General features: G+C 68.0%; 29 protein-coding genes and 2 pseudogenes. 14 read left to right on the top strand and 17 right to left on the bottom strand.

Annotation, left to right across the window (positions count from 1 at the left end):
* Nucleotides 1-227: 227 nt before the first annotated feature.
* Nucleotides 228-924, top strand: a pseudogene (locus KALB_RS11690) (IS5 family transposase); the annotation flags it as partial.
* Between the two features lie 303 nt (nucleotides 925-1,227).
* Here KALB_RS11690 and KALB_RS11700 read toward each other — a convergent pair.
* The 4 genes from KALB_RS11700 to KALB_RS11715 are packed head-to-tail and all read right to left on the bottom strand — an operon-like array spanning nucleotide 1,228 to nucleotide 4,549.
* Nucleotides 1,228-2,415, bottom strand: a complete 1,188-nt coding sequence (locus KALB_RS11700) for an FAD-dependent monooxygenase (RefSeq protein WP_051913250.1) — start codon at nucleotides 2,413-2,415, stop codon at nucleotides 1,228-1,230.
* A 30-nt stretch (nucleotides 2,416-2,445) separates the two neighbouring features.
* On the bottom strand, nucleotides 2,446-3,537 hold the full coding sequence (locus tag KALB_RS11705; RefSeq protein ID WP_025355902.1) for an MAB_1171c family putative transporter: 1,092 nt from the start codon (nucleotides 3,535-3,537) through the stop codon (nucleotides 2,446-2,448).
* Nucleotides 3,534-4,109 carry a hypothetical protein gene (locus KALB_RS11710; protein ID WP_025355903.1) on the bottom strand — a complete coding sequence of 192 codons (576 nt, stop codon included), beginning with the start codon at nucleotides 4,107-4,109 and terminating at the stop codon, nucleotides 3,534-3,536. Before KALB_RS11710 ends, KALB_RS11705 begins: the two co-directional genes overlap by 4 nt.
* Nucleotides 4,106-4,549 carry a hypothetical protein gene (locus KALB_RS11715; protein WP_148309436.1) on the bottom strand — a complete coding sequence of 148 codons (444 nt, stop codon included), beginning with the start codon at nucleotides 4,547-4,549 and terminating at the stop codon, nucleotides 4,106-4,108. Before KALB_RS11715 ends, KALB_RS11710 begins: the two co-directional genes overlap by 4 nt.
* Nucleotides 4,550-5,117: 568 nt before the next feature.
* Between KALB_RS11715 and KALB_RS50175 the strand changes: the two genes are divergently transcribed.
* Together KALB_RS50175 and KALB_RS11720 are read left to right on the top strand one after the other, a co-directional pair.
* Nucleotides 5,118-5,384 (top strand): WhiB family transcriptional regulator, encoded by a 267-nt coding sequence (locus tag KALB_RS50175; protein WP_201771911.1) that lies wholly within the window; start codon nucleotides 5,118-5,120, stop codon nucleotides 5,382-5,384.
* Nucleotides 5,385-5,630: 246 nt separating this feature from the next.
* Nucleotides 5,631-6,149, top strand: a complete 519-nt coding sequence (locus KALB_RS11720; protein WP_051913249.1) for a GGDEF domain-containing protein — start codon at nucleotides 5,631-5,633, stop codon at nucleotides 6,147-6,149.
* A gap of 130 nt (nucleotides 6,150-6,279) precedes the next feature.
* Here the strand turns inward: KALB_RS11720 and KALB_RS46450 are convergent, their stop codons facing one another.
* Complete coding sequence (locus tag KALB_RS46450; RefSeq protein ID WP_148309437.1) at nucleotides 6,280-6,402, bottom strand: integrase; 123 nt, start codon at nucleotides 6,400-6,402, stop codon at nucleotides 6,280-6,282.
* A 371-nt stretch (nucleotides 6,403-6,773) separates the two neighbouring features.
* On the opposite strand from KALB_RS46450, the gene KALB_RS48240 reads away from it, so the two are divergent.
* Nucleotides 6,774-7,118, top strand: coding sequence for a C40 family peptidase (locus KALB_RS48240; RefSeq protein WP_268872269.1), 345 nt, complete (start codon nucleotides 6,774-6,776; stop codon nucleotides 7,116-7,118).
* A gap of 524 nt (nucleotides 7,119-7,642) precedes the next feature.
* Here KALB_RS48240 and KALB_RS11725 read toward each other — a convergent pair.
* Together KALB_RS11725 and KALB_RS11730 are read right to left on the bottom strand one after the other, a co-directional pair.
* Nucleotides 7,643-8,062: a RidA family protein gene (locus KALB_RS11725; RefSeq protein ID WP_025355906.1), complete on the bottom strand. Its 420-nt coding sequence runs from the start codon at nucleotides 8,060-8,062 to the stop codon at nucleotides 7,643-7,645.
* Between the two features lie 44 nt (nucleotides 8,063-8,106).
* Nucleotides 8,107-8,796 (bottom strand): HD domain-containing protein, encoded by a 690-nt coding sequence (locus KALB_RS11730; RefSeq protein ID WP_025355907.1) that lies wholly within the window; start codon nucleotides 8,794-8,796, stop codon nucleotides 8,107-8,109.
* 72 nt (nucleotides 8,797-8,868) lie between these two features.
* Between KALB_RS11730 and KALB_RS11735 the strand changes: the two genes are divergently transcribed.
* Nucleotides 8,869-9,834, top strand: coding sequence for a GlxA family transcriptional regulator (locus KALB_RS11735; RefSeq protein ID WP_025355908.1), 966 nt, complete (start codon nucleotides 8,869-8,871; stop codon nucleotides 9,832-9,834).
* 160 nt (nucleotides 9,835-9,994) lie between these two features.
* On the opposite strand, the gene KALB_RS11740 is transcribed toward KALB_RS11735, so the two are convergent.
* The gene (locus KALB_RS11740; RefSeq protein WP_025355909.1) at nucleotides 9,995-10,948 is read right to left on the bottom strand and encodes a phosphotransferase family protein; all 954 of its coding nucleotides are present in this window, start codon (nucleotides 10,946-10,948) and stop codon (nucleotides 9,995-9,997) included.
* A gap of 239 nt (nucleotides 10,949-11,187) precedes the next feature.
* A complete protein-coding gene (locus KALB_RS11745) occupies nucleotides 11,188-12,252 on the bottom strand; it encodes an aldo/keto reductase (protein WP_025355910.1) in 1,065 nt (354 codons plus the stop codon).
* A gap of 117 nt (nucleotides 12,253-12,369) precedes the next feature.
* On the opposite strand from KALB_RS11745, the gene KALB_RS11750 reads away from it, so the two are divergent.
* A complete protein-coding gene (locus KALB_RS11750; protein WP_025355911.1) occupies nucleotides 12,370-13,203 on the top strand; it encodes a helix-turn-helix transcriptional regulator in 834 nt (277 codons plus the stop codon).
* Between the two features lie 226 nt (nucleotides 13,204-13,429).
* On the opposite strand, the gene KALB_RS11755 is transcribed toward KALB_RS11750, so the two are convergent.
* Nucleotides 13,430-14,875, bottom strand: coding sequence for a carboxylesterase/lipase family protein (locus KALB_RS11755; protein ID WP_025355912.1), 1,446 nt, complete (start codon nucleotides 14,873-14,875; stop codon nucleotides 13,430-13,432).
* 69 nt (nucleotides 14,876-14,944) lie between these two features.
* Here KALB_RS11755 and KALB_RS43805 point away from each other — a divergent pair, with 69 nt between their 5' ends.
* The gene (locus tag KALB_RS43805) at nucleotides 14,945-15,574 is read left to right on the top strand and encodes a TetR/AcrR family transcriptional regulator (RefSeq protein ID WP_025355913.1); all 630 of its coding nucleotides are present in this window, start codon (nucleotides 14,945-14,947) and stop codon (nucleotides 15,572-15,574) included.
* A gap of 66 nt (nucleotides 15,575-15,640) precedes the next feature.
* Here KALB_RS43805 and KALB_RS49805 read toward each other — a convergent pair whose 3' ends face one another.
* Nucleotides 15,641-15,763, bottom strand: a complete 123-nt coding sequence (locus KALB_RS49805) for a hypothetical protein (protein ID WP_268872246.1) — start codon at nucleotides 15,761-15,763, stop codon at nucleotides 15,641-15,643.
* Between the two features lie 95 nt (nucleotides 15,764-15,858).
* Here KALB_RS49805 and KALB_RS11765 point away from each other — a divergent pair, with 95 nt between their 5' ends.
* From KALB_RS11765 to KALB_RS11780, 4 genes are all read left to right on the top strand, one after another.
* Nucleotides 15,859-16,833, top strand: coding sequence for a GNAT family N-acetyltransferase (locus tag KALB_RS11765; protein ID WP_025355914.1), 975 nt, complete (start codon nucleotides 15,859-15,861; stop codon nucleotides 16,831-16,833).
* Between the two features lie 84 nt (nucleotides 16,834-16,917).
* The gene (locus KALB_RS11770; protein ID WP_025355915.1) at nucleotides 16,918-17,838 is read left to right on the top strand and encodes a MerR family DNA-binding transcriptional regulator; all 921 of its coding nucleotides are present in this window, start codon (nucleotides 16,918-16,920) and stop codon (nucleotides 17,836-17,838) included.
* Nucleotides 17,835-18,611 carry a class I SAM-dependent methyltransferase gene (locus KALB_RS11775; RefSeq protein ID WP_025355916.1) on the top strand — a complete coding sequence of 259 codons (777 nt, stop codon included), beginning with the start codon at nucleotides 17,835-17,837 and terminating at the stop codon, nucleotides 18,609-18,611. The genes KALB_RS11770 and KALB_RS11775 overlap by 4 nt, the downstream gene beginning before the upstream one ends.
* A gap of 35 nt (nucleotides 18,612-18,646) precedes the next feature.
* Entirely contained in the window at nucleotides 18,647-19,291 is a 645-nt protein-coding gene (locus KALB_RS11780) for a class I SAM-dependent DNA methyltransferase (protein ID WP_025355917.1), read from the top strand.
* Between the two features lie 8 nt (nucleotides 19,292-19,299).
* On the opposite strand, the gene KALB_RS46455 is transcribed toward KALB_RS11780, so the two are convergent.
* The gene (locus KALB_RS46455) at nucleotides 19,300-19,485 is read right to left on the bottom strand and encodes a hypothetical protein (RefSeq protein WP_148309438.1); all 186 of its coding nucleotides are present in this window, start codon (nucleotides 19,483-19,485) and stop codon (nucleotides 19,300-19,302) included.
* Between the two features lie 4 nt (nucleotides 19,486-19,489).
* The gene (locus KALB_RS11785; RefSeq protein WP_025355918.1) at nucleotides 19,490-20,614 is read right to left on the bottom strand and encodes an FAD-dependent oxidoreductase; all 1,125 of its coding nucleotides are present in this window, start codon (nucleotides 20,612-20,614) and stop codon (nucleotides 19,490-19,492) included.
* A 105-nt stretch (nucleotides 20,615-20,719) separates the two neighbouring features.
* On the opposite strand from KALB_RS11785, the gene KALB_RS11790 reads away from it, so the two are divergent.
* Nucleotides 20,720-21,448: a TetR/AcrR family transcriptional regulator gene (locus KALB_RS11790; RefSeq protein WP_025355919.1), complete on the top strand. Its 729-nt coding sequence runs from the start codon at nucleotides 20,720-20,722 to the stop codon at nucleotides 21,446-21,448.
* On the opposite strand, the gene KALB_RS11795 is transcribed toward KALB_RS11790, so the two are convergent.
* On the bottom strand, nucleotides 21,445-22,050 hold the full coding sequence (locus KALB_RS11795) for a TetR/AcrR family transcriptional regulator (protein ID WP_025355920.1): 606 nt from the start codon (nucleotides 22,048-22,050) through the stop codon (nucleotides 21,445-21,447). The genes KALB_RS11790 and KALB_RS11795 overlap by 4 nt on opposite strands.
* 79 nt (nucleotides 22,051-22,129) lie before the next feature.
* Here KALB_RS11795 and KALB_RS11800 point away from each other — a divergent pair, with 79 nt between their 5' ends.
* Nucleotides 22,130-22,930, top strand: coding sequence for an SDR family NAD(P)-dependent oxidoreductase (locus KALB_RS11800; RefSeq protein ID WP_025355921.1), 801 nt, complete (start codon nucleotides 22,130-22,132; stop codon nucleotides 22,928-22,930).
* Between the two features lie 176 nt (nucleotides 22,931-23,106).
* Here KALB_RS11800 and map read toward each other — a convergent pair whose 3' ends face one another.
* Nucleotides 23,107-23,931 (bottom strand): type I methionyl aminopeptidase, encoded by an 825-nt coding sequence (gene map / locus KALB_RS11805; RefSeq protein ID WP_025355922.1) that lies wholly within the window; start codon nucleotides 23,929-23,931, stop codon nucleotides 23,107-23,109.
* A gap of 88 nt (nucleotides 23,932-24,019) precedes the next feature.
* Here map and KALB_RS11810 point away from each other — a divergent pair, with 88 nt between their 5' ends.
* Nucleotides 24,020-24,289 carry a helix-turn-helix domain-containing protein gene (locus tag KALB_RS11810; protein WP_025355923.1) on the top strand — a complete coding sequence of 90 codons (270 nt, stop codon included), beginning with the start codon at nucleotides 24,020-24,022 and terminating at the stop codon, nucleotides 24,287-24,289.
* 53 nt (nucleotides 24,290-24,342) lie between these two features.
* Here the strand turns inward: KALB_RS11810 and KALB_RS50180 are convergent.
* Together KALB_RS50180 and KALB_RS11815 are read right to left on the bottom strand one after the other, a co-directional pair.
* Nucleotides 24,343-24,441 (bottom strand): annotated as a pseudogene (locus KALB_RS50180) (GXWXG domain-containing protein); the annotation flags it as partial.
* Between the two features lie 28 nt (nucleotides 24,442-24,469).
* The gene (locus KALB_RS11815) at nucleotides 24,470-26,062 is read right to left on the bottom strand and encodes a succinic semialdehyde dehydrogenase (protein ID WP_025355924.1); all 1,593 of its coding nucleotides are present in this window, start codon (nucleotides 26,060-26,062) and stop codon (nucleotides 24,470-24,472) included.
* Between the last annotated feature and the right edge of the window lie 48 nt (nucleotides 26,063-26,110).

Below are 26,110 nucleotides of genomic sequence, written 5' to 3' on the forward strand. Positions count from 1 at the left end.
CTCATAGCGGATCGGACCGTTGAGCTGTCGTCGCAGTACCGTGTTCTCGTGCCGCAGCACGAGCAGTTCGGCGTCCTTGGCGGTGTCCCGGCGCAGTAGTACCGCTGGCACGGACAGCAGCGCACGAGTTGCTCGGTGCAGCAGCGAGAGGATCATCCTGGCAGCATCCCAGCTGCTGTCCGAGGGGTTGTGCGCGCAGCTGCCACCTGCAGCGATGACTTTGCGAGTCCTACAGGCAACTACCGGCCGATTTCCCACCCTGGGAGACCGTGTACTGGTACTTCACCCGCTGGGAGCAGCAGCGGTTGACCTTCCGCCTGCTTGATGCCCTGCGGACGCGGGTCCGCGCCGACCAGGGCCGCGATTCCGATCCCAGCGCCGGGCTGATGGACTCCCAGACCGTCAAGGGTGCCGACACCGTCGGCGCGGACACCCGGGGCTATGACGCGGGCAAGAAAGTCAACGCCCCGCAAGCGGTTCATCGCCACCGACCCCCTGCGCCTGCTGCTGGCCGTGGTGGTGCTGCCGGCGTGTGTACAGGACCGGGACGGCGCCAAGCGCCTACTGCTGGAACTGCACCACCGCCAACACCCGCTGCTGTCGGCCACCCGCCGCCGGACCCGGTACCTGTTCGTCGATGGTGGCTTCGCCGGGGCCTTGGTGGAATGGGCGCGCACCACCATCGAGATCGTCCGCAAACCCGCTGGCCAGAAGGGGTTCTCTGTGATCCCGCGCAGGTGGGTGGTAGAACGCACGCTCGCCTGGCTGACCGGATACCGGCGGCTGGCACGGGACTACGAACGTCATCCCGCCACGTCCGAGGCCCTCATTAGGTGGGCCTCGATTGCCACGATGACCCGCCGTATCGCTCGTCGTGCGCTGGCCGCGCGTCCAGGGCCCCACCGCTTCGGCATTGCTACCTGAAGATCTCAAACATCTTCTTACTTGCGCATTGGCGGGAGATGTCCATCTTGGCCGGCCACATGGACGACCGGGTGGTGCTGACAGCGCTCAATGGGACGGCGGCGGCCGTCGACGGACGGTGAAGCACAGACGGGTCTTTCCGGTCGGCGGTTGAGTTGGTGGCCTTCTCATCCCGCCGCTGGAAGACTCGTCCGTCTGTTCCTGCCCTGTTGGCCGTCACCAACGCCTTGATCCGCAAAACGTCATGGTGTGACAGGTCGATCGTCGCGTTCGACCTCGAGACCACCGAAGTCAACCCGCGGCCTACTCCGTCTTCGCCAGAACTGCCGTAGTGTCGGCGGCCCAGTCGATGTGGTGCAGATGCAGCCAGTCCCAGTCAGGGTGGCGGGCTCTGTGGGATATGGCGAGGTCGCGCAGCAGCCGCTGCAGCGGTCCAGGCAGGCGTGGGCCCAGGCGGCGTTGTCCGGAGGCGACGACGCGTTCGACGCGGTGGCGGCGTAGTCGCTCGTAGGCGGCAAGAGCCTGGGTGATGTCGGGCAGGTCGCGCAGGCATTTGGTGAGGATGACGGCGTCCTCGATGGCTTGGGACGCGCCTTGGGTGGTGACGGGTGAGGCGACGTGCAGCGCGTCGCCGGCCAAGGTCATCCCCGCACGATGCCAGACGGGCAGGGTAGGCAGCTGGTAGCAGGGGTTCACGGTGATCTGGTCGTCGCTTGTGGCCTCGATGGCGCGGACGGTGGCGATGTGGTCGCCGGTGAACAGGGGCGTCAGGCGGTGGCGCAGCTGCTGGGGGGTGAGGTCGGCCAGTTCACGCTCGCCGCAGGGGACGTTGGCAAACCACCAGGTCTCCCCATCCGGGGAGGTGGTGTGGCCACAGCTGGCCCGGCGTCCGAAGTACATGTAGTAGGAGTTGGAGTCTGCGTCGGACGGGGTGTAGCGGACCGCGCCGAACGCGATGTTCCAGCCCGCGTAGTCCGGCTTTGGCGCGTCCTGGTCGATCAGGGCGCGCACGGTGGAGTGCACGCCGTCCGCGCCCACCAGCAGATCCCCGGTAGCCTGGGTGCTGTCGTCGAAGAAGGCGGTCACCAGGCCGGTATCGTCCTGTTTGGCGTCAACTAGGCGCCTACCGTGCTCAACGACGGCGCCACGCCGACGGGCCTCGTTGGCCAGCGCTCGGTAGAGGTCGGAGCGCCGCAGGGTGCGTGGCACAAGCCGTGGGGCGGGGGCGGGAATGGAGAGCACACCCAGGCGGCGATTGCGGTCGTTGCGCATGTGCACTGATCGTGAGACGAATGAGCGGTCGAGGACCAGGTGGTCGGCGTCGACCGCGCGCAGGGCGTCCAGGCCGTTGGCCATGATGGTCAGGAATGCGCCCTTGCCGTCCGCGCCTGTGGGGTATGCCTCGTAGACGGTCGCGTCGTGCCCTGCGTGGCGTAGTGCGATCGCGGTCGCCATGCCGGCGACTCCGCCGCCGATGACCAACGCCTTCACCAAATCCTCCTCCTCGTCGTGTCATGGTGGTTATTTGGTGCGCAGCTGTCGGGAGAGTGCGACAAGCTCGCGGACGTCTGAGTCCAGTCCGCCGTCGGCTGGGATGGCGACTGGGTGTGCCTCCAGGCCCTGGTCACCTGTGCGGGGGCTAGCGGTCGCAACAGCCAGGGCGCGGAGCAACCAGGCGGCCAGCGCGGTTGGCCCGGACAGGTCTTGGTTGGGAGGGAGGTGGCCGCTGGCACGGACTAGGCCGTCCCGGCACTCGATCACCCGCCGGTAGAAGCGGCGGTGCACACCGCGCAGGCTCAAGACGTCCCGCCACGGCCTGACGGGCGCCCGGGTGAGTGAGTCTTCGGGGAACGCGCCGTGTAGCAGCGTCCACAGTGGCCGCAGTCGGTGGTAGGCCTGTAGGTGGCGCCACCACACCTGGGACGCCGACCACCGTACCCGCGCGCCCGGTGCCGCGACGCCTACCAGGAACAGCAGGTTGCCCGCCATCACTACCGACCGCGGCAGTTCCAACCAGCTAGGTGCGTCCACACCGGCCAGACGGAGGGCGCTGATCAGGCAGGTGAGCACGGCGGCCACGCCGATCACAGCCAGCCCTACCGATGCCACGGTCAGACCGCGAGCCAGCCACGGGTGGGACAGACGGGCATAGCGGCGTTGCCACACCAGGCAGATACCGATGCCGTAGGCGGTGTAGGCGTTGCCGACGAAACGGAATAGGGCCAAAGCTTGGTCTGTCGCTGTTACTGAGGACGGCATGCGGGCCGCGATCACGGCCAAGGCGAGGACGGTGGCGGCCAGCGGTACGGCCTGCCAGATGACTCGCTCCCGAGCCGGCTGACCCCGCTTCTCCCGGGCAGACACGAGGAACACGCAGATCAGGTTGTACAGCATCACCGACAACAGGGCCTCGGCTAGCCACATGAACCAGGGCGGACCGGGGGCAGCGTCGGTGCCGGCCAGCGGGGTGACTGCGAACCCCGCAGTCGCCACGGCGAAGGTGGCGACCACCCACCGCAGTGACGACCTTTGAGGCGAGCGGGCGAGTTGGGTGGCCTTCCAGGCGCCGATGATGGCTGTGAGTGCTACCTGGGCCACGACGTCGCCGCTCATAGCCAACCTAACCGCTCGCCCAACGCGGCGTCCATTTCCTCGGCCGGGCCGGGCGCGGACGGCAGTTGCAGGATGTCGAGTACGGACGCCCACTCCAGGATGATGGTGGCCACGGTTTCCGCCTCGTGCTCCTCCCGCTGGTCGTAGGCGGTGCGGCGGCGCAGGCCGTCTGCGGTGTCCGGCAGCTGTCCGGCCCCGCCTGCCTTGGGTCTGTTGAGCAGTTGGGCCAGGTCATCGGCATCTTCATCGCTGGGGTGGTCGGCGAGGATGTGCCCGACTTCGTGCAGGATGATGTGCTTCTGGTGGGGTTCGGTGGTGTGTCGCTGGTAGACGATGTAGTCGGTCGTCTCGTCCCGTAGCCACAGTCCGAAGGGCCCGTCTGCCGGGATGGGGTAGCTGATCAGTTTGATCGGCCGTCCACGTTGCCGGCCGAGTCGGGCACAGAGCTCGCTGATGTCCAGCGGCGGCTGGATGTCCAGCTCGCGCAGCAGCCGCCGACAGCGTCGCTGCAACTCCCGGTCGCTGGCCCGGCCCCGCTGCGGCTGACTGCGCCGGTCTCGTGCCGTGCTCATCTGTCGTCCTCACCCACTGGCGGCTTGGTTGCCTTCTCGCCACCGGGGTCGATGACCTCGATCATCTCCACCAGCATGCGCAACCGTTCCGGACTCATCCGGCCGGCGCGCATTGCGATCAGTCGCACTTGTGCGGCGCGCTCGGGCAGATCGTCCTGCCGCGAGGCGGCCGGTTCGTCACTCTCGGCCAGAAGCCAGGCGGCTGTCACCCGCGGTGAGTTCTCCGGGCGGTTGTCGTCGAAGAACTTCGCGATCGCCCGGATCTTCTCCATCGTCGGGTTCGCTTTGCCCTCACGTACCTTCCACAGCGTCACCCGCGAGATGGACACGTCGTGCGACGGGTCGTCGGTGATCGCCCGCGCCACCTCCGGAGTCGAGTACCGTACTGGCCTTCCCCGCCGGTCGTAGGACTTGATCGTGTTCTCGAACAGCTGGTTCAACCGGTGGGTCAGCGCGGACTCCAGTGCGGGCGCGCCGTCGCTACTCGGGTCCACAGCACACTCCTTCGCCCTCGTGGCAAGTCCTGATGTTAACCAGCGTCCAGGTAGTCAGGGGCAACGGTTGCTCCGAATGAATGAACCATGTCGAGTTGCCTCGCCTGCGGTTAATTATAATGTACCGTGGTTGCATTGGGGGAGCATCTGGGGCAACAGGGGATGATGCGCCAGATGGAGCGGAGATAGACGTGGCCGCCGGACGAGGACGCCTCTCGCAGGGGGGAAGGCGCACGGGTCAGGAACACAGCACGACCACCTGGCTCAGTCTTCGCTGCGGCCCGAGATCGTCGGGCAGTTCCCCAGCTCCCGGCGATCCGTCTGCCCGCACCGGACGTCCCCTCGGCCGGTGCGGGCAGGCATCCTCAGCGCTCGGTTAGGCGAACTCTGGGATCGCACAAGCACCGGCGATGCAGCCTCCCCTGGGGCCTAGCGACGCCAACACGGTCTTGCTGGCTGCGCAGTTCTCGCGCGACCAATCGAATCGATGGGGAACTACGGAGGGCCTCCAACGATGACCGCACCGACAGTCGGGCCAGTCGCGCCACCCACCGATGCAGAGTGGTACCAGCGTGCCGTGTTCCGCGCGCACCTCGACCCAGACACCTTCTTCCCTATCCCGACTCGGCGGCAATCCGATCGCGTCCTGGGCTGTCAGCGGTGTCCTGTGCGGGCGGATTGCCCGCAAGTGGGGCCTCTCATCAACTCCAAGAGGATTTGGGGCGGGCTTCCCGAACACGAACGCCGCAACTCGCTGCGAACACTACTTCCGGCGCAGTGAGCCGGAGTTCTACCTAGCCCACAACCACAGACCAGGCCCTGCGCGTACCTCGCCGACCCTCAGGTGAACCCCAGCACCTGTTGGAGGCGCGCGGGGTCTTCCCCTTCAAACACTGGGAGATCCTTGATGAGCGCTCGTGCCCTGTCGACTGCGGACTGGCCTACCGAACATCTCGACCTCGACGTGCTTCGGCAGTGCACGCGCTGTGGGGCTCGCCTGGTGCGCCCTCGCCGCACCGATGTCCTCGTGGTGCTCGACCGCGAAAGTTGGGACCACAACGCTCACCGCCTGTTGGCGGACGCAGAGCGCACCGGCAGCCCCGCCACCCTACTGTTCCTGGATCTTGACAAGTTCAAGACAGTCAACGACACCTACGGTCACATCGCCGGCGACCGAGTTCTGGCGGCGGCCAGTAGCGTCCTTCAGCAAGGCATCCGGAGTGGGGATCTGCTTGGACGTTACGGCGGCGACGAGTTCGTGCTCCTGCTAGCCAACGCCGGCCTGACCGACGCCCTCCGGGCAGCTCAGGAGATCCGCGACGCCATTCGGTCTATGCGGGTCACCGTACCCACTCTCGATGGTGAGACCGCCACCATCACGACTGTCACGGTCTCCGTCGGTGTCGCCGGTTACTCCCCGCAGCGACATCGCACCCTCGACCGCCTCCTACTCGAGGCTGACCGGGCGCTCTACGCAGCCAAGCGCGCAGGGCGCAATCAAGTATGTCCAGCTTCGCCTCTTCCTCAGCGCAAGACTCTTATATAGGGAAGGGAAAATGATCAGCTTTGATCCCGTCAAGCCTGGTGAACATGGTTGTACCGTGCCAAAAGTCGATGCGTAGGCGGTGACCGGGTGTTTCGCCGGCCAGCTCAGGCAGCTCGCCGGTACTCGTTGATCAAGATCGCCCGGTCGGGCCAGGTAGGACGTGGTCGCCGACCTGACGACGCAGCACGGCGACCTCGTGCCGCAGCACCAGCACCCCGGCGATCAACACGGTCCTGTTGCCAGCGAGCAACATCAGCCATCCGAGCACCCGAACTGTGGGCAAGCACAAGAGACGGAACGCCACGGGAGGTGATCATGCTGGGGTGTCGCTGGTGACGTAACGCCAGGTCACGGATACAGCGTCGAGTTCTGCCGCGATACAGGCACCCCGACTGCATCGTGGCGAGTTCCACGACAGCGTCGGTCGCTGGTTATCGAACCGACCAGATCACCAATGCCGCATTTCCCAACGCCTACGCTCAGCACGAACATGCCGCGCACGAGATTCTCGCTGCCGTCGGGGGTGCCGCCTGCACCGACATCACCATCGGCACCGGCGACTGCGCTCACATCTAGGCGCCCAATGCCTCGGCGCTGACGGCGATCAACTTCGCGTGCGGCCAAATCGGACTTCCCTGCCAGTGGGGAGGAAACGGTCCGACCAACGCAGACGCAGGGTTCGACTGCAGTGGTTTGACCAAGGCTGCCTACACCGCCGCCGGAATCAGCTTGCCGCGCACCGCACAAACGCAGTACGACGCCGGTCCCCGTGTTCCAGCGGGACAACCCCTGCTCCCAGGAGACCTCACCTTCTATGGTACTCCGGCCAGCATCCACCACGTCGGGCTCTGCCTCGGTGGTGGTCTCATGATCGACCCTCCCGACTTCGGCCAACGCGTGAAATCCGAGTTCTACTCGGAAACGGACTACCTGGGGGCGACCCGTCCAGTCGGCCTCACGCGTGGCTAACGAGGAGGCGAGGTCGCTCTCAGTAGCAGAAGCGCACGCTGTGGTTTCGTGATCGCGTGGGCGGCGCTAGGTTCGATGTCGGCTGGCAGCGGCGTGGTCGGATGTTGTCTACTCCCAACCATGAGTGGGACCGCGTTGGTCGTCTTGAGCCCGCACACCGCCGAGCGGGTCGAGCCGATCGTGGCGGAGGAGATGACCGCCGAAGGCATGCCCCGGGATCCCTCCGGGTCGGACTACCGGAATCACGGTGACTACTGGTGTTCCGCAGCTGGACTGCCCTACAGCTACACCTTCGACGCACCGGACAGTGAGGCTTGGGGACCGACATCACGAGAGGTTGCTGGCTCGTCGGCATGTGCGGACACCAGTCGCCGCGCGACTCGCGGCACGGGCGGATGTTCGGCTGCTCTCGTGGAACGGGGCAGGTTTCGTGATGAGGGCGGACGCGCTGGGACTCCGCTGCCCCAACGCGTCCGCCGTCGTCACGGGCCCACGCGAGCCGATGTCACTCGGGACCGGGGGAGTCAGGTGTTGTCGGGGTAGACGGCGGTCGCGCGGATTTCGACGAGCAAACCCGGGCTGGCAAGGCCGCTGACCCCGATGATCGTCCAAGTTGGGTAGGGGGCGTTGATGAGACGCTGTTTGGCCTCGATGAAGCCGGGCATGTGCTGGTGGATGTCGACGTGGTAGCTGGTGACATCCACCAGGGCGGTGAGGTCGAGGTTCTCCAGCCGAAGGATCTCCTTGATGCGCTGGATGGCGATCTCGGTTTGTTCTTCGATGGTTTCTGGGATGGTTCCGTCGGCGCGGCGGCCGATCGTGCCGGCGATGAACAGCAGTCCGTGCGCGCGGACCGCGGCCGAATAGCCGAAGCGCGCGAAGGCGCCGGTGGTTTGTCCGAAGATCGCGTTGTCCTCGGGGATCGTGACGGTGTGGATGGTCATCGCGGTGAGTCCGATTCCTTGCTGGCTGGGTCGTGGTCAGGGAGTCAGTTGCCCCATCGGGACGAGCGGCAGGCGTGCTCCAGCCGGGTCTGGCCGAAGGTCTCGCGTTCGCGGAGGAATTCGCCGGGAATCGCGTACCGGGGAGCGTTGTTCGGGTTCTTCGCGGCGTGGGCGACGATCGCGTCGGTGAGCGAGCGGATCATCTCCAGCCGTGGATAGGCGGCGTGGACGGCGTCGGCCTGCGCGTCGGTGACGGCGTCGAGGTGGTCGGCTCCCAGCGGGCCGCCGAAGTCCAGGGCGACGCCTTCGCGGACGAGCACGCACAGCGCGCCGCGGCGTTCCGCGATGCCGGGAGAGGTGTGCAGGGCGATGGCCTGCCAGACCTCGTCGGCGTCGGCTGCGGGCACTCCGCGCTCGACGAGGAATTCGGCGGCCCGGTCGGCGCCTTCGACCTCGAACCGTCGAGTGTGCGGGCCGTCCGAGGCCACGCCGAGGTCGTGCATCGCGCACGCGGCGAAGAGCAGGTCGGCGTCGTAGTCGTGGTCGACGACCAGGGCGAGGCGAGCGGCCACCAACCGGGCGAACAGGAAGGTCCGGACGCTGTGGTTGAACACCGACGGCGTTTCCACCGCTCGGATGAGGTTCACGATCGCGTCGGCCAACGGTGTGCCCGGCAGCCCGATCAGCTGGTCGGTTGGCTCGCGGGCTGGGGCGGTGGGGGTCGGTCCGGTCATGCTCTCCAGGGTTGCCGTCCCCGCCCTGACCTGGCGAGTGGCAAACTTGCCCCACTTCGTTAGGATCTTGCCATGGCGGTCCACCGAGTCGCGGTGCTGGTGTTGGACGGGGTCACCCCGCTCGATCTGGCGATCCCGACGCAGATCTTCAATGCCCGACCGGAGACTCCCTATGAGATGACCGTGTGCGCGCTCGACTCGAAGGTGGCCACCAACGCGGGTTTCACCCTTGTCGCCAGTGGGGGCTTGAAACAGGTGCGCGCCGCCGACACCGTGATCGTGCCGGGATTCGCGCCGGTCCTGCGGCCACCGCAAGCCGCGCTCGACGTGCTGGCCGAGGTTCGTGATCAGGGTCGGCGGGTGGTGTCGATCTGCACGGGCGCCTTCGCGTTGGCCGCGGCCGGTGTGCTGGACGGGCTGCACGCCACGACGCACTGGCAGCACATCGAGGACCTCGAGCGGGACTTCCCGGCTGTCGCGGTCGATCGCGACGTGCTGTACGTCGATGAGGGTGACGTGCTCACCTCGGCAGGGGTGTGCTGCGGCATCGACCTGTGTCTGCACCTGGTGCGCCGCGATCTGGGGGCGGCGGTGGCCAATCAGATCGCTCGCGGTTTGGTGGCTGCCCCGCATCGTGAGGGCGGACAGGCCCAGTACGTGCCGGCTCCGGTCGCGGTGGCCGGTGACGCTTCGCTCGCCAGTACCCGGGGCTGGGCCCTGCAACGGCTCGACGAATCGCTCACTCTACGGGTGCTCGCCAAGCACGCCGGCATCTCGCAGCGCACCTTCATGCGCCGGTTCACCGAGGAAACCGGCACGACCCCGTTGCAGTGGTTGCTCAACGCCCGCCTCAGCCGGGCGCGGGAACTACTGGAAACCACCGACCACTCGGTGGATCGGGTGGCGCGGGACTGCGGGCTGGGTACAGCGGCCAACCTGAGGCTGCACTTCCGGCGCGCACTGGACACCACTCCCACCGCCTATCGGCGCACCTTTTGGTGTTCCAGCCAAATGCGCGGGCCGGAGTTGTCACCGTAGACGATCGTCGGTGGTGAAGCGGCGCGGCGCCTGCGCCTGGACGGGTGGGCCTTACGCGTGCGAACACACGCAACTCGGCATGACAGCCAGCTTCGCTGCGGTCAGCGCCGACTTTGATGCCAACTATGCCCTGTCGTCACAGTCAGGCTGCGATGTCTGCTCAGGCCAGTGCGTTCATCAGGGCGGTGACATAGGCATCCAGCCGCGTCTCCACGGCTCGCGTCGTCAACTCTGTCCTGCCTGCCTCCCGCCATGGCTGCGACACCAACCGCACTTGTTCTGAGAACGCGAGCCCGCTCCGCACCCGCCAGTACAGCCGCTCGCTCGCGGCCGCCGCCAGCACCCCGCCAGCCTCCTCATACGCCTCAGCGAACCGCAGACCCCACGCCGGGCCGTGCAGCAGCGCGAGATTGGTGGAGCAGTGCGCCACATCGAGATCCGTCGGGCCCCAGGAGGTCGCTGCCCAGTCGACGACCCCGGTGATCCGGGTACCTGCCGGACTTGGGGGCGGCACGTCGAACAGCACGTTGCCGGGTTGGAAGTCCCGGTGCAGGAGCCGCCCTTCATAGGGCGGTGCGGGCTTGCGGATCACCTCGATCGCCGCGGCCCATGCCGCCGCGTCGGCGCCCTGTGGGGTCACGACGGTGTCGGCGGTCGTCAACGCCACAAACTCCCGGGGCCGCTGCGCGGGTCGCAACGCGTGGATCGCTACGAGTTGACGGGCCAGCAGAGGGACGCGCGTCTCCACTCCCTCATCGCCGAGGACCGTCTGGCCCGCCAGATGCGTCATCAGGAGCGATGGGTACTCACAATGCGAGGCGGTCGGATCAACCGCGACCAGTCCAGGAGCCGGCACGCCGGTCCCTGTGCACAGGGTCAGGGCAGCAGCCTCCCTGTTCAGCCAGTCCTCGGCGTGCTCCATGTTGACGAAGGTCCGCAGCACCAGGTCGCGGGTGCCTCCGTGCCGCGTGCCGATAGTCAGCCTCCGCATTTCGGCGGTGATGCCGCCGTGCAGCACCTGGGTTCTGACGACCCGTTCGCCGGCATCCAGGTGCCGGCTCACCCAAGCCAGTGTCAACGGTCGGACAGCCGCTACCTCATCGTGGTTGGTCACCGTGCCACCTCGAGGCTCCCGGTTCGGGCATCAGATCTTGGTCGACCGCTGTCTTACCGGGAGCCTCGCCCACCACGCATCCCGCCACTCCACCAGCACCATGACCTCCAACGCCACGACGAGAAGGCCCAGTACTCGGCTTCGGGCCGTGCTGCCACCTCGCCGAGCACGTCGACGAGTTGGGGGAACGCCTGGAGACTTCGGTTGCCGACGTCGTCACCCCACCTGTTCAGGGGGTATCAGCGGCGGGTTTCGATCTTCAGGTCTCCTTTGGTCACAGCGCGGATGTGGTCACTGGCGAGCAGGTCGTGCGGGTAGCCGAGGTCGATCGCGCTGGCCTCGTCGAGACGGGCCAGCTGGGCGGGGGTGAAGTCGACCTCCAGGGCACCCAGGTTGCCCTCGAGCTGCTCGGGGGTGCGGGCGCCGATGATCGGTGCCGTCACGTCCGGGTTCTGCAGGGTCCAGGCCAGCCCGACCTGTGCGGGGGTGCGGCCCAGCTCCGTGGCGACCTCCTTCACGACATCGGCGATGGCGAGGTTCCGTTCGGTGACCATGCCCAGGCCGGCGTTGAAGCTCTTGCGGGTGCTTTCCCCGGATCCGGCGTTCGCCGCGGTCAGGTCCGCGCGGCTGTACTTGCCGGTGAGCAGGCCGCCCGCCAGCGGTGAGTACGGGGTCACCCCCAGTCCCATCGCCCGTGCCATGGGGATCAGGTCACGTTCCGCGGCCCGGTTGATCAGGTTGTACTCGACCTGCAGCCCGACCAGCGGCGACCAGCCACGCAGGTCGGTGATCGCCTGCATGCGCGAGACCTCCCAGGCCGGGACGTTGGACATCGCCAGGTACAAGACCTTGCCCTGCCGGACCAGGTCGTCCAAGCCGCGCAGGATCTCCTCGACCGGCGTCGTGAAGTCCCACACGTGCAGGTAGAGCAGATCGAGGTAGTCCGTGTTCAGCTGCCGCAGACTGGCTTCCACCGAGGCGAACATGCTCTTGCGGTGGCTTCCCGTGGAATTCGGGTCGCCAGGCCGGCGCAGCGTCGTGTACTTCGTCGCCAGCACCAGGCTCTCGCGGTTGTCGCGGGTGAATTCGCCCAACTGACGCTCGGAGCTGCCGTTGGTGTAGGTGATGGCGGTGTCGATGAAGTTGCCGCCACGCTCGACGTAGGTGTCGAACAGCTTGCGCGCCTCGTCCTTCTCGGCACCCCAGCCGAACTCGGTGCCGAAGGTCGCCGTGCCCAGCGCCAGCGGTGAGACCCGCAGCCCGGAGCGGCCCAGTAGCCGGTAGCTGTCGAGGGTGAGCGACATGGAGTCCTCCTGCGCTTGTGATCCGTTGTCGACAGCGAGTCTGTGACCGCGGCGGGGCGGGGGTAAGGGAAAGACGTTCCTGGGAACACCAGTCCCACCCTGGCTGTTGCAGCGATCATGACGACCGCCACAGTGGACAGGACCCGGGAGTTGGCTGCGTTCCTGCGGACTCGGCGCGAGCGCTTGGATCCGCGGGATCTAGGTCTGCCGCCGCGCAGGCAGACCCGGCGCACCCCGGGACTGCGTCGCGAAGAGGTCGCCGAACTGGCCGGGGTCAGCGTCGACTACATCGTGCGGCTGGAACAGGCGCGCGGGCTGCGGCCCTCGGCGGACGTGGTGGAGGCGCTGGCCAGGGCGCTGCGCCTGGCTCCCGACGAGCGCGCCTACCTCTTCGACCTGGCCCGGCAGCGACCCCGCGACGCCGACAAGCTCGTCACCACCGCGACGCCGCCGCTGGCCCGGCTGGTCGACGACCTGTCACCGCTGCCGGCCATGCTCCTGAACCACCGCTACGACATCCTGGCCTGGAACGCCGAAATGGCGAGGCTGCTGGTGGACCTCGACACCCTGCTGCCCTCGCAGCGCAATTCGATGTGGCTGTGCCTGATGCACCCGCAGGTGCGTGAGTTCTACCTCGACCGCGAACGCGTGGTGCGGGAAGGGATCGCCCACCTGCGCGCCGCGTGGGCCGCGCACCCGGACGACCGGGCGCTGACCGACCTCATCGCCGAATTCACCGCCGACAACGAGGACTTCGCGCGACTGTGGGCCGAGCGCGACGTCAGGATCAACGGCCGCGGGCGCAAGGTCATGCGGCATCCCGAGGTCGGTGTGATCGCCGTGCAGTTCGAAACCCTCCGGCCACTCCAAGATCCGGACCAACTGCTGGTGATCTACCGCGCCGCGGACGAGGAGAGCCAGTCGGCGCTGGACCGGTTGTGCGCACGGTGATGCCGAACCGTGCCCTGTCCGCAGGCGGGCCCCACGGACAGGGCAGGTAGGTGACAGGTTCGTCAGGCCGCGGCCACGTACTGGGCGTTTTCGTTGTGGCATTGGAGGTCATGGCGTAGGTGGAGTGGCGGGATGTGTGGTGGGCGAAGCTCCCGGTAAGACAGCGGTCGATCAAGATCTGATGCCCGAAATGAAAAAGGCAGCCTGTAGGATCTCGGGCTGCGCCTCATGAAGAGCGAGGCTTTGGCCAGATCCGACGAGACGTCGACAGTGAGTCGCTGCCCAGCGCGGGTGGTGTTTTCCAGATCTGGCGGATTCGTTCGGTGCTGTCGAACTGCGGCCAGCCCGGGTCGCCGGTTGTGGCGAACGCGGCGAAGGCACTGCGCATTGCGGTCGAGAGTGGATGGAAGTCTGGCGGAACCTCAGGGCCGATGAGACTGGCGGCGAGGGGGCTGTGGGGTGCGTCGAAGGTGAAGGGGATATCGAGGCCGTGGCAGGCCCGCAGCGCACCGTTGCGCGCCGGGCTCGGCCACGCGAACTCGTACAGATAGGTGCTCCTTCCTGCGTCGGCGTTGGCCTCGGCGCACCACAGGGCGGGTATCCGGAACAAGGCATCGGACAGGATCAGGGCGTGAAGCTCGTCGTCGGTGATGCCGGGATTCCCGGTTCGATAGTCCTGAACTGCGCTCACACTCAGGCCGCAAGCGCGAGCGGTATCGGCGGGATCGGTTGCCGACAGGTCTGTGTCGACGGTGAACATCCGGGCCTCGTCTGTGGTGAACCCGCAGATGAGTTCCCGGCTCACTCCGAATGCGGACTGATGCGTGCGTAGCCACGGAGGAGCGTCGAACAGTTCGTTGTCGATGATCAGCGAGTACGGCGCGTTCGGGTGGGTCCACCGTGCTGGTTCACTCGACATGATCGCCACCGGCGCCATCTGTACCGCATGAATTGCCTGGGGCGGCACCTCCGCCAAGGTGTCGGCCGTTGGGCGAACGCCGAGTTGGGACGTGATCATCGCTGACACGGCGCGGGCCTCGTCGGCGGGAACGAAGATCTTTCCCGGGCTCTGCGCGATTCCGCGTCGGAAGAGCCCTGGCGCACCATCAGCGGCGATCAGGCCCACAATCGACGAGGCGCCAGCGGACTGTCCGATCAGGGTCACCGCGTCCGGGTCTCCACCGAAGGAGGTGATGTTGTCGTGCACCCAGCGGAGTGCGGCGATCTGATCGAGCACGCCCCGGTTGCACGGGGCATCGTCGACCCAGCCGAAGCCCTCGTATCCCACCCTGTAGTTCAGCGTGACCAGGACGATTCCCGCAGCGGCAAAGGCCGCGCCGTCGAAGTCGGTGGTGGCGGCAGTGCCGCCCATGCATGCGCCGCCGTGGATCCACACCATGACCGGCAGCCCGGAGAACGTGACATCAGGGGTCCACACATTGACGGTGAGGCACTCCGAGTCGTCGCCGGGTTGCCAACTCGTCGGCTGCGGAACCGAGGAGCCGAAAGCCTGTGCGTCGCGTACGCCATCCCAGGGGAGTGCTGGAGCCGGCGCCTGGAAGCGACGGGCGCCGTCCAGGGGCGCGGCATACGGAATGGCGAGGAAGACCGAGTATCCCTCGCGCGATTCACCGCGTACAGCACCACACTCTGTGCGGACAACCACATCCACCAGTGACCCCCCTTGGCCGTCGGCTTGCCGAGCTCTAATATAGGTCACTGTACCAAAAAAGGAGGCCCGGTGCCGAAGATCGTTGATCGCAAGCAGCGGCGGGACGAGGTGGCGGCCGCGCTGTGGCGAGTGGCGTACCGCGACGGCTGGAGTGCGGTTAGCCTGCGCAGGGTCGCCGCGGAGGCAGGGCTGTCGCTTGGATCGGTCCAGCACTACTTCGCCGGGACCGACGACCTTCTCAACTACGCTGTCGGAGGGGTACTCGACGCCCTCGACGACCAGCTCGTCGGCCAACTCACCACGCTTGCCGATCCGCAGCACGCCCAGTCGACCGTGCGCCGGGTACTTCAGAGCATGATCCCCGGGGCTGCCGAGGGCTCCGACCCGTCATCCGCGCCGGTGCCGGACAACGTTTGGCAGATCCAGGTGATGGCCTGGCTGACCGTGGTGGGTAGGGCCGCGCAAAACCCGGAGATGTCGGCGCGCCTGTCCGCCGGTTCTGATCGGCTCGCACAAGTGATCGCCGCGGCCATCCGCATGAGCGCACCCCGCCACTCCCTCGACGATGCGCAACGCGATGCGCGCGGATTGCTTTCCCTCGTCGAGGGTCTCCTGCTCCAACTGGCGCGGCGCGACATCAGTCCAGCCGAGGCGTCCATCGTGATCGCGCGCTTTGTCGCGGTCGTCTTCACCCACTGAAGAGGGTGTGGGGCTCGAAAACACGATTTGGCGGTGTGGCCAGCGAGTTCGCCACCATAAAGCCAGTCAAGCAGCGAGGTGGTACTCGTTGATCAGGCCGCCGAGGATGCGTCCGCGCCGGACCGCGCGGCCGGTCAGATCTGCCCGTGTCACAGAGGGCCCCGCCAGCCGGCCGGAGATGTCGATCACCGGCTCCACATGGCGGACGACCCTGCCGAACTGAAGTGGTCAACGGTCCGGAAACAAGGCGACAGTCCGCACGCGCAGGGATTACCGTCGGCCGCATGTACGAAGGATCCACCTCCCTCACGTGGCGGCCGCTCACCAGCGAGGACGCCAAGGCGTCGGCCGACCTCCTCAACGCCATCGAGACCGTGGACAAGATCGGCGAGAACTACAACGAGGAGGACACCCTCCAGGAGCTGATCGACCCCTACGCGGACCTGGAGCGCGCGAGTCTTGCCACCTTCGACGGCGAGGTGATGGTCGGCTACATGAAGATCCGCTACAAGCCGTCCGCGGAGGAGGTCCATCGGGTCTTCATGGACGGCGGGGTCCACCCCGAGTACCGCCGCCGGGGTGTCGGCACCGCGCTCGTGGAGGCCGGGGTGGCGGCGGCGAAGGTACTGCACGCACTGCATCACCCGACACTGAAGCTCGTGGTCGACGTCCACAAGTGCGAGCACATCGCCGGCGTGGCCGAACTCCTCCGCTCCCAGGGCTTCGCGCCGGTCCGCTACTACCAGCGCATGGAGCGCCCGCTCGGCGACGCGCTCGGTGACGCGGCGATCCCCGACGGGCTGCGGGTCGAGCCGTGGTCGGAGCGCAACGACGAGGATTTCCGGTTGACCCGGAACGAGTCGTTCAAGGACCACTGGGGTGCGGTGCCGATGCCGGTGGACTCCTGGAAGAACAAGATCATCAACCAGACGTTCCGGCCCGAGGTCAGCTTCCTGCTCCGGGATGTGGCGAACGGGGTTCCGGCGGGCATGCTGGTGACCATGTCCTGGGAGGCCGATACGGTGGCCACCGGCATCCGTGACGCGCACTTCATGGTCATCGGAACGCTCCGGGACTACCGGAAGCGGGGCGTGGCCAGCGCGCTGATCGGGCACGCACTGCGGGCCGCCGCCGACCAGGACTACGACCGTGCCAGCCTGAGCGTGGACTCGGCGAACCGTTCCGGGGCGTCCGGGGTCTTCGAGAAGGCCGGCTTCACGCCGAAGATGCGGTACGTGCGCTGGGCGCTCGAGGTCTGACGCGCACTTGGCAACCTACCTCTGATTGACCTTCCCCCTGGGGGCAAGGTTTACGCTCGCTCCGATTGTCGGGGAGGGGGATCGGTGCGGATCGGTGAGGTGGCGCGTCGTGCGGGGGTAAGCGCGAAGGCGGTCCGGCGCTACGAGGCGCTGGGGTTGATCGCGCCGCGGCGGCTGGCGAACGGGTACCGGGCGTTTGACGAGCGGGACGTGCGGGTGGTGTGTGAGCTTCGGGTCCTGCGCGAGTTGGGGATTCCTGCCGAGCGGACCCGGCCGTTCCTGGAGTGCCTGGAGTCTGGGGCCGAGCTGGCGGACGACTGTCCGTCCTCGATGGCCGAGTACCGGACGGCGATCGAGGAGTTGACCCACCGGATCGAGGATCTGACGGCCCGCCGTGATCGACTGGTCGTGCGTCTCCGCAATGCCGCCTACCGCAGCAGTTGTGCGGCGCCGGCCGATGCTGCGTCGAGCGCGCCGACCGGGTATCTCGACGCCGCGGCCGAGGATCTGGTGGGGCGGCACATGCCGGCGGTCGCGCTGACCGCCACGACCGGAGCCCGAGTGGGGCTGGCCGAGCTGGGTTTCGGCCGGTCGGTGATCTACCTGTACCCGCTGACCGGCAGACCGGACGTGGATCTGCCGGAAGGCTGGGACACCATCCCGGGTGCGCGCGGCTGCACGGCCGAGGCCTGTGGGTTCCGAGACCACCACCGCGAGGTCATCGACGCGGGCGCCACCGCCGTGTACGGCCTGTCCAGCCAGAGCGTCGCCTACCAGCGCGAAGTCGTCACGCGGCTGAGGCTGCCGTTCTCGATGCTGTCCGATCCAGGCCTGGAGTTGGCGGCCCTGCTTGGTCTGCCGACGTTCGAGGCCGGCGGGACGCGGCTGTACGCGAGGATCACTCTGATCGTCCGGAACGGCGTGATCGAGCACGTGTTCCATCCCATCGACTCACCCGGCGAACATGCCGGGCAGGTACTGACATGGCTGAAGGGAACCCCATGACACGGCGTACGGCGGACGGCAGCGCGGGTGACGCGGACTACGGCACGATCGGCGGGTCGTACTCCGCCTACCGGCGCCCGGAGCCGCGGATCGCCGCGCTCATCGAGCAGGCGCTGGCCGGTGCGCGCACGGTGGTCAACGTGGGCGCCGGGGCCGGCTCGTACGAGTCGGCGGCCTTCACCGTGACCCCTGTGGAGCCGTCGGCGTCCATGCGCGCCCAACGGCCGGTACACCTCCCCGTGGCGATCGACGCGGTCGCCGAACACCTGCCGTTCGAGGACGACGCCTTCGACGCCGCGATGACCACGTTCAGCGTGCACCAGTGGAGCGACCTGGAGTCAGGGCTGCTGGAGATGCGTCGGGTAGCGCGTGGCCCGGTCGTCGTGCTCACCTGCGATCCTGACCGGGTCCGCGAGTTCTGGCTGTACGACTATGCCCCGCTGGTGCTCGACACCGAGGCGCGCCGGTACCCAGCGATCCGCGACATCACCGCGACCTTGGGCGGTCACACCGAGGTCATCACCGTGCCCATCCCGGCCGACTGCGTCGACGGCTTCAACGAGGCGTACTACGCCCGCCCCGAACGCCTCCTCGACCCGGCCGCCCGCCAGTCCTGCTCGGCCTGGAGCTTCGTCCCGCCGGAACAGGCCGAGGAGTACACGGAGCGACTCCGCGCGGACCTGGCGTCGGGCGCGTGGGAGGACCGGTACGGCCACCTGCGTCGACAGCCGCATCTGAACGGTTCACTCGTGCTGATCCGCGCACTGCCCTGAGAGGAGTGGGGGACCGACGATGGTAGCTTCCCGCCGTGACCGAGCCCTCCGCCTTGCACGACACCAGGGTTGCCTACGACGCCGTTGCGTCCCGCTACGCCGAGCTTTTCAGCAACGTGCTTGAGACCTTACCGATGGAACGTGCACTGCTGGCCGCGTTCGCCGAACTTGTGCAGGCCCAGGACGCCGGACCGGTCGCCGACATCGGATGTGGCCCAGGCCATGTGACGGCACACCTGCACGCGCTCGGGCCGACCACCTTCGGCATCGACCTGTCCTCCGCGATGGTCGCCCTGGCCCGCCGAGCGCATCCGGACCTGCGGTTCGACGAGGGGTCGATGACCGCCCTGGACCTCGCCGACGGAGTTCTTGGCGGAATTCTGGCTCTCTACTCCATTATCCACACACAACCGCAGCAACTGCCGGTCGTGTTCACCGAGTTCCAGCGAGTGCTGGCGCCGGGCGGCCACCTGCTGCTCGGATTCTTCGCTGGTGACGATCCGCTGCCCCAGGAATTCGACCACAAGGTCTCGCTCGCCTATCGATGGTCGCCCGACAGTCTCGCGGAACTGTTGCGCCAGGCCGGGTTCGTCGAGGTCGCCCGGTTGCTGCGCGAGCCTCACGAGGGCGAGCGGTTCCAACAGGCCCACCTGCTGGTTCGCAAGCCACAGGAGCCCTGAGCGTCCCGCTAGTGCGCCATCGGCGACGGTCCCCTCAAGCTTCGGCACTGGCCACAATGGACGGTGAGTTGGCGCAGCGAGGCCAGCATCGCTTCCGGGATGCCGCCCTCGTCACGCAACTCGGTGATGTCCTCACATGTTCCGACGAAGGCCCGGTGTCCGGCATCCACACTGTTCAGCAGGTCCTGACGCACGCTGTCAGGCCGATGCCGGTCCCTGGACGAAGGCGGGGAGCGCGTCGAGGCTGTGGCGCACGGCCTCGGCGCCGTACGTGAACATCTGGCGCTCGTAGTCGCCGACCGCGCCGAGCAGGTCCTGGCGGCCCTCGGCGGCCTCGATCAGGCAGCGGCGCAGCAGGTCGGCATCGCGTAGGGCGGTGTTCGCGCCGTTGCCGCCGGTCGGGGAGGTGGCGTGGATCGCGTCGCCGAGCAGCGTGACCGGACCGGGCGCCCAGCGCTCGCGGGGCTCGACCACCCGGATGGACAGCAGGGTGCTGTTGTCCGGGTCGGACTGCTCGATGATCGCCCGCAGGTCCGGATGCCAGCCCGCCATCCTGGACAGCACGGCCTCCTGCGGGGTCGTGGCGCCGAGCGAGCCGTTCGGCGGCAGGATCATGGCCCAGCGCACGTAGTCGCGGACATCGGGGAGGGTCACCTCGGGCGCCAGCTCCTCGGCCGCCTCCTTCGGCGGGGTGCGGAAACGCATCGCTCCGAGCAGCAGGCTCACCCCGTCCCCGGCGATCTTCGAGCCGAAGGCCCGCGTCAGTCCGGCAAAGCGCTCGGTCAGCGGCGTGCGGCCGATGACGAACCGGACGCCGGTGTCGGTCGGGGTGGTCTGCGGCGACAGCACCGCACGGACGGCGGAGCCGACCCCGTCCGCCCCGACGAGCAGGTCGGCGGTGGCCGGGTCGCCGTGCGCGAACCGGGCTTCGACCTTGCCGTCGGCCAGCACGTCGTAGCCGGTCAGCGCGGCCCCGGTGCGCACGGTGAGTCCGGTCAGCAGCAGGTGCCGGAGCACGTGCCGGTCGACCACGATCCCGGGCCTGCCGGGGCCGAGCTCGCCGATCTGGTTCAGCCGCGGGTCCAGGATCAGCCGCTCGCCATAGGCGTCACCGACGATCGCGTCCAGCAGCGGGTGCCACCGCGGCGGCAGACAGCCGCGCAGCGCCTCGAACCCGACGGGGCTCAGCACGAGCCGGTAGCCCTGGAACCGCGCGGAGATCGCCGGGTCCCGCTCGTACACCTCGGCCTCGATCCCGGCGCCACGCAGGCCCTGCGCCAGGCACAGACCTCCCAGACCGGCTCCGGCAACGGAAACTCGCATCACATACCTCCTGAACAGGGCACGGGTGAACCAAGTCGATGCGAACTTAGTTCGTCGCGAACGAACTAAGTTCTACTGGGCGAACTTAGTTCGTGTCAAGCTATAGTGGCCGGCATGCCCTCCGATCCCCGACAACGCCGAGCAGCTCGTCACGCCCAGCCAGCTGGGGACTCCGCAAGGTCGACGCCGCGCAAGAAGCCCATCACGGTCGACCGGATCACCGACGCCGCCCTACAGGTCGTGGCCACCGAGGGCTATGACGCGCTGACCATCCGTCGAGTCGCCGCGGTGCTCGACACCGGGCCGTCCTCGCTGTACGCGCACATCCTCAACAAGGACGACATCGACGACCTGCTCGTCGGCCGGCTCTACTCCGAGGTCGTGCTCCCCGAACCAGACCCGGCCACGTGGCGCAAGCAGATCCTCGGCGTGTACACGCAGATCCGCGACCAGTACCTGAAATACCCCGGAGTCTCCCGCGCCGCACTGGGCACGGTTCCCACCAACCTCCACACGCTGCGGGTGCGCGAAGGGCTCTTCGCGATCCTGCTCGCGGGCGGAATCGAACCGCGGACCGCCGCCTGGGCCCTCGATGCCCTGTCCCTCTACGTCAGCGCCTACGCCCTGGAGCAGTCGCTGGTCCAGCAGCGGCGGAAACATCCGGACCACGAATGGGTCCTCAGCCGCGAGGAGTTGCTACGCCGGTTCACCGCGCTGCCGGCCGACACGTTTCCGCAGACCCGACGCTATGCCGCCGAGCTGACCTCCGGCACCGGACACGACCGGTTCGAGTTCACCCTTGGCCTGATCATGGACAACCTCAGCCGGACCTAGCCGATCGCAGGACCCGACCCAGCGGGTGGCTCGACGACCGCCGCGAGGATGCGGGTGACCTGAGTCGTCAGCTGTTCGGGATCGGCCGCACGCAGTGCGGGGGTGCCGATGATCCGGCGCATCAGCCAGGTGCCCGCCAGCAGGGCCAGTCCCAGCTCGGCACGTTGCTCGGCATGAGCACCCCGCAGGGCGCCGGTGAACCGGGCGCCGACGTGCTTCTGGATGCCGGCTCGCATGATCTCCGCTGCCCTCGGGTTGGCCGCCGACTTGAGCATCAGCTCGAACGGGCCTAGATGGTCGGCCTCCGGGGCGGTGCGGGTGACCAGGGCGCGGGCGGTCAGGGCGGCGAGGTCGGCCGGGTCTGCCGGCTCCTGCGGGACCATCGTGGGTTGCGCGAAGGAGACGTCGACGACCTCTGTGAACAAGGCTTCCTTGGAGCCGAAGTAGCGGTTGACCAGGATCGCCGTCACCCCGGCCGCGGCCGCGATCTCGCGCAGGCCGACGCCGTCGTATCCGTGGCGGGTGAATGCCGTGATCGCCGAGTCGAGGATGGCCTGCCGGGTCGCGGCCGCGTTGCGCGCGCGGGGTGTGCTGCGGCTCATGCCAGCAAGTCTACAGGCGGCAACTTAACTGAGGGTAGTATACAACTGTATACATAACCCTTGATCGGAGGACGTTCTCATGGATCTACAGCTCGCGGGACGTCGGGCACTGATCACCGGCTCGACGTCCGGGCTCGGGGAGGCCACCGCCCGACTGCTCGCCGCCGAGGGCGCCGAGGTCGTGATCCACGGCCGTAACGCCCAGCGCGCACAGGCAGTCGCCGACTCGATCATCGAGGACGGCGGAAAGGCGGCCGTCGCGGTGGGCGATCTCGGCACCGACGCCGGGGCGGACTTGACCGCCGAGCAAGCGCTAGCTGACGGCGTCGTCGACATCCTGGTCAACAACGCCGGCGGCTACGAACACCTGAGCTGGGGCGACGCCACGCCGGATGTCTGGCTGCACACCTACAACGTCAACGTCGTCTCGGGCGTGCGGATGATCCAGCGTCTCGTCCCCGCCATGCGCGAGCGCGACTACGGACGGGTCGTCACCATCGGTGGCGGTCTGGGCATGCAGCCGTTCGACAGTCATCCGCACTACAACGCGTCCCTGGCCGCCCGGCACAATCTGGGGGTCTCGCTGGCTCGCGACCTGGCCGGTACGCGCGTGACCTCCAACATTGTCGCGCCCGGCGCGATCCTCGTCCCCGCGGTCCAGGACTTCCTGACCGCGCTGGCGCCGGAGCGCGGCTGGGGTCAGACCTGGGAGGAGATCGAGTACAACTCGGTTCGCGAGATCGTGCCCAACGACCGGGTCCGCTACGGCAGGCCTGAGGAGATCGCCGGCGCGGTCGCCTACCTGTGCGGCCCGTACGCCGAGTACATCAGCGGCGCGACGATCCGCGTTGACGGCGGCACCGTCCGCAGTGCCTTCTGACGCCTCAGGGTGTGGTGATCTCGCCTCCTGCCCATGTCGGTGGGCAAGGTGTGGTGGAGCACGGACGGGTCTTTCGGTCGGCGGACGAGTTGGTGGTACTTCTCGTCCTGCCGCTGAAAGACCCGTCCGCTCGTTCAGGCCCTGCCGGCTGTCACCAACGTCATGACCCGCAACAGCTAGGCGTCCTTTGTGGATAGACGGCTGGCCGAATCACCCTGCCTTACAGGGTGCTCCGTGTCGCGCCGGGTGAGCACCAAGGGGGCGTCCTCGGTGATGGCGACCGTGTGCTCGGAGTGGGCCGTGCGTGAGCCGTCGGCCGACCGGATGGTCCAGCCGTCGGCGTCGTAGACGATCCGGTCGGTCGTGCGGGCGAACCAGGGTTCGAGCGCGAGGGTCAGGCCCGGCCGGAGCGTGAGGCCGCGCCCTGTCCGGCCCTTGTTGGAAACGTGGGGCTCCTCGTGCATGGTGCGGCCGATGCCGTGGCCACCGAACTCGTTGTTGACCGGATAACCGTAGTCGCGGGCCACCGCCCAGATGGCCGCCGAGATGTCACCCAGTCTGTTGCCCGGACGCGCCATCTCGATCGCAGCCTCCAACGCTTCCTCGGTGGCACGGATGATCCGCAGGTCCTCCTCGGTGGCGGTCCCGACGACGACCGTGCGCGCCGAGTCGGCCACCCAGCCGTCGATGCTGACCGCGAGGTCCGCGCTGAGTACGTCGCCGTCGCGCAGCGTGTAGTCGTGGGGCAGGCCGTGCAGGACGGCGTCGTTGACCGACAGGCAGATGACGTTGCGGAACGGGCCGCGTCCGAAGGACGGCGCATAGTCCCAGTAGCACGACTCCGCCCCGCGCCGTTTGATCATGCCGCGCACGTGGTGCTCCAGGTCCAGGAGGTTGACGCCCACGTCGGCGAGCTGGCCGACCTCGGAGAGCACCTCGGCGACAAAACGCCCGGCCACGTGCATGCGTTGGATCTCCGCAGGCGTCTTCAGTTCGATCACGAGTACCTCGCGTCACAGGGGTGTTGGTATAGTTATACCGGCACCCTAACACTTGCCGGTATAGTAATACCAGTCATATCCTGGGGGCATGGTCCGCCAACCGCTCACACCTGAGCAGATCGAAGCCGGCAGGCGTCTCGGCGCCCTGCTGCGCCACGCGCGAGCGGGACGCGACCTGGCGGAGGTCGCGCACGCGGCTGGCATCTCGCCGGAAACCCTGCGCAAGATCGAGACCGGACGACTGCCCTCTCCCGGATTCGGCACGATCGTCTGCCTCGGCGAGGCGCTCAACCTGCCAGTGCAGGAGTTGGCAGCCACCTGGCGCGGCAGCGACCTACCGCTGGAAGCCGCCATGTAGCCGCTGTTCCTGTCAGCATGGACCCCGCGCCCCGGCAGAGTGTCGGCAGCCCGGCAGATCAGCGGTTTGGCGTCATCCAGCGCGACGAACCGCTTGCCGTGCCACCGGCTGCCGGTCAACACTGGCTCGACGGATGGCGGGTGCCCCGCCAGGAGCCGAGGATGGGCGCCGTGTCGCCGCTCATCGCAAGCCCAGCCGGCGCAGCAGGGCCAGCTGTCGGTTGGTGCGACGGACGAAGCTGGCCACGGACGTCTTCGGCGACGGGCCGAGCGGCATGAGTCGCTGCACGGCGATCGTCTGGCTCTCCGTGTACTTGCGGATCCCCTCGGCCCCGTGACGGCGGCCGAGCCCGCTGTCGCCCATGCCGCCCATCCCGGCCTCGACACTGCCGGCCGCGGCCGCCGCGCCGTCGTTGACGTTGACCGATCCGGCGCGGATCCGCACGGCCATCCGACCGGCCTCACGGAGGTCGCTCGACCAGATCGATGCCGACAGGCCGTAGGTCCCTTGGTTGGCAAGGGAAACGGCGTCCTCGTCGGTGGCACAGGAGTACAGGGAGATCACCGGGCCGAACGTCTCCTGCCCGTGGACGGCCATCTCGGGCGTGACGCCCTCCAGGATCGTCGGCTCGTAGCAGAGCGGGCCGAGGTCGGGGCGGGCGCGGCCGCCCGCGAGCACGGACGCCCCCTTGCCCACCGCGTCATCGACGTGTGCCGCGACGGCCGCCAGCTGGTCTGGTGAGACCAGTGGCCCGATGTCCACCGAGTAGTCGTAGGACTGTCCGAGCCGCAGCGCCTGGGTCACGCGCACGAGCTCGTCGCGGAACGCGTCGTAGACCTTCTCGTGCACGTAGGCGCGTTCGATGTGGATGCACATCTGCCCGGTGTTGGCGAAGGCCGCCACCGCCGTGCCGGCCGCCGCGGCGGCGATGTCGGCGTCCTCGCGCACGATGAGCGGGTTCTTACCGCCGAGTTCAAGGGATGCCCCGACGAGTCGCCGCGCGGCACGCCCCGCCACCGTGCGACCGGTGGCGGTCGACCCGGTGAAGCAGACGAAGTCGACGGCTTCGACCACGGCGGTTCCCACCACGGACCCCGAACCCGTCACGATCTGCCACAGATCGGTCGGCAGGCCGGCCTCGGCCATCAGGTCGCGAGTCCACAACATGGTCAGCGCGGTCTGGGAATCCGCCTTCGACACGACGGCGTTGCCGGCGAGGAGCGCGGGCAGCACGTCGCCGATTCCGAGGTAGAGCGGATAGTTCCAGGGAGAGATGACGCCGACCACGCCCTTCGGCACACGCACCTCTTTGACCTTCGTCAGGCCGGGCACCATGCCGCGCACGTGACGGGGAGCCAGGTAGTGCCTTGCGCGGCGCGCGTAGTGCCGGGCGATCGCCGCGACCTGACCCACCTCCTGCCAGGCGTGATACCGCGCCTTGCCCGTTTCCCACTGGATCAGGTCGAGCACCTGGTCCTGCCGCTCCAACAGCAGGTCGTGGAAGGCGAGTGCCATCTCGCCACGGCGCGCGATCGAGGTCCCCGCCCAGTCCGGTTGGGCCTGCCGGGCGCGGACAACCGCGGCCGCGACATCCTCCGGGGCGCACACGGGGACGGGCGCGATCGGCGACAGGTCGTACGGTGCGACAGCCATCACCGGCTCCGGCACGGAGTCCCCGTGTCGCGTCACGTCCTGACGCACCCACGAACACCACTGTGCGACCAACTCGTCGGTCACCCACGCAGGTCGAGAGCTCGTCGTCGTAGCGGTCATGTGAGCTCCTCCGAGGTGGCGGACCGGTTCGGGGTCGAGATGCCCTTG

It is taken from the genome of Kutzneria viridogrisea DSM 43870, from assembly GCF_000525635.1.
GTDB classification, from domain to species: Bacteria; Actinomycetota; Actinomycetes; order Mycobacteriales; family Pseudonocardiaceae; genus Kutzneria; species Kutzneria viridogrisea.

What these genes read in the sequence shown, in the direction of transcription:
- KALB_RS11765 (WP_025355914.1), top strand. Translation starts at nt 15,859, where the DNA reads ATGTACGAAGGATCCACCTCCCTCACGTGGCGGCCGCTCACCAGCGAG.
- KALB_RS46450 (WP_148309437.1), bottom strand. Translation starts at nt 6,402, where the DNA reads ATGTTGCTCGCTGGCAACAGGACCGTGTTGATCGCCGGGGTGCTGGTG.
- KALB_RS11785 (WP_025355918.1), bottom strand. Translation starts at nt 20,614, where the DNA reads ATGCGAGTTTCCGTTGCCGGAGCCGGTCTGGGAGGTCTGTGCCTGGCG.
- KALB_RS11705 (WP_025355902.1), bottom strand. Translation starts at nt 3,537, where the DNA reads ATGAGCGGCGACGTCGTGGCCCAGGTAGCACTCACAGCCATCATCGGC.
- KALB_RS11795 (WP_025355920.1), bottom strand. Translation starts at nt 22,050, where the DNA reads ATGAGCCGCAGCACACCCCGCGCGCGCAACGCGGCCGCGACCCGGCAG.
- KALB_RS11710 (WP_025355903.1), bottom strand. Translation starts at nt 4,109, where the DNA reads ATGAGCACGGCACGAGACCGGCGCAGTCAGCCGCAGCGGGGCCGGGCC.
- KALB_RS11735 (WP_025355908.1), top strand. Translation starts at nt 8,869, where the DNA reads ATGGCGGTCCACCGAGTCGCGGTGCTGGTGTTGGACGGGGTCACCCCG.
- KALB_RS50175 (WP_201771911.1), top strand. Translation starts at nt 5,118, where the DNA reads ATGACCGCACCGACAGTCGGGCCAGTCGCGCCACCCACCGATGCAGAG.
- KALB_RS11815 (WP_025355924.1), bottom strand. Translation starts at nt 26,062, where the DNA reads ATGACCGCTACGACGACGAGCTCTCGACCTGCGTGGGTGACCGACGAG.
- KALB_RS11730 (WP_025355907.1), bottom strand. Translation starts at nt 8,796, where the DNA reads ATGACCGGACCGACCCCCACCGCCCCAGCCCGCGAGCCAACCGACCAG.
- KALB_RS11745 (WP_025355910.1), bottom strand. Translation starts at nt 12,252, where the DNA reads ATGTCGCTCACCCTCGACAGCTACCGGCTACTGGGCCGCTCCGGGCTG.
- KALB_RS11750 (WP_025355911.1), top strand. Translation starts at nt 12,370, where the DNA reads ATGACGACCGCCACAGTGGACAGGACCCGGGAGTTGGCTGCGTTCCTG.
- KALB_RS11775 (WP_025355916.1), top strand. Translation starts at nt 17,835, where the DNA reads ATGACACGGCGTACGGCGGACGGCAGCGCGGGTGACGCGGACTACGGC.
- KALB_RS11800 (WP_025355921.1), top strand. Translation starts at nt 22,130, where the DNA reads ATGGATCTACAGCTCGCGGGACGTCGGGCACTGATCACCGGCTCGACG.
- KALB_RS11725 (WP_025355906.1), bottom strand. Translation starts at nt 8,062, where the DNA reads ATGACCATCCACACCGTCACGATCCCCGAGGACAACGCGATCTTCGGA.
- KALB_RS11810 (WP_025355923.1), top strand. Translation starts at nt 24,020, where the DNA reads ATGGTCCGCCAACCGCTCACACCTGAGCAGATCGAAGCCGGCAGGCGT.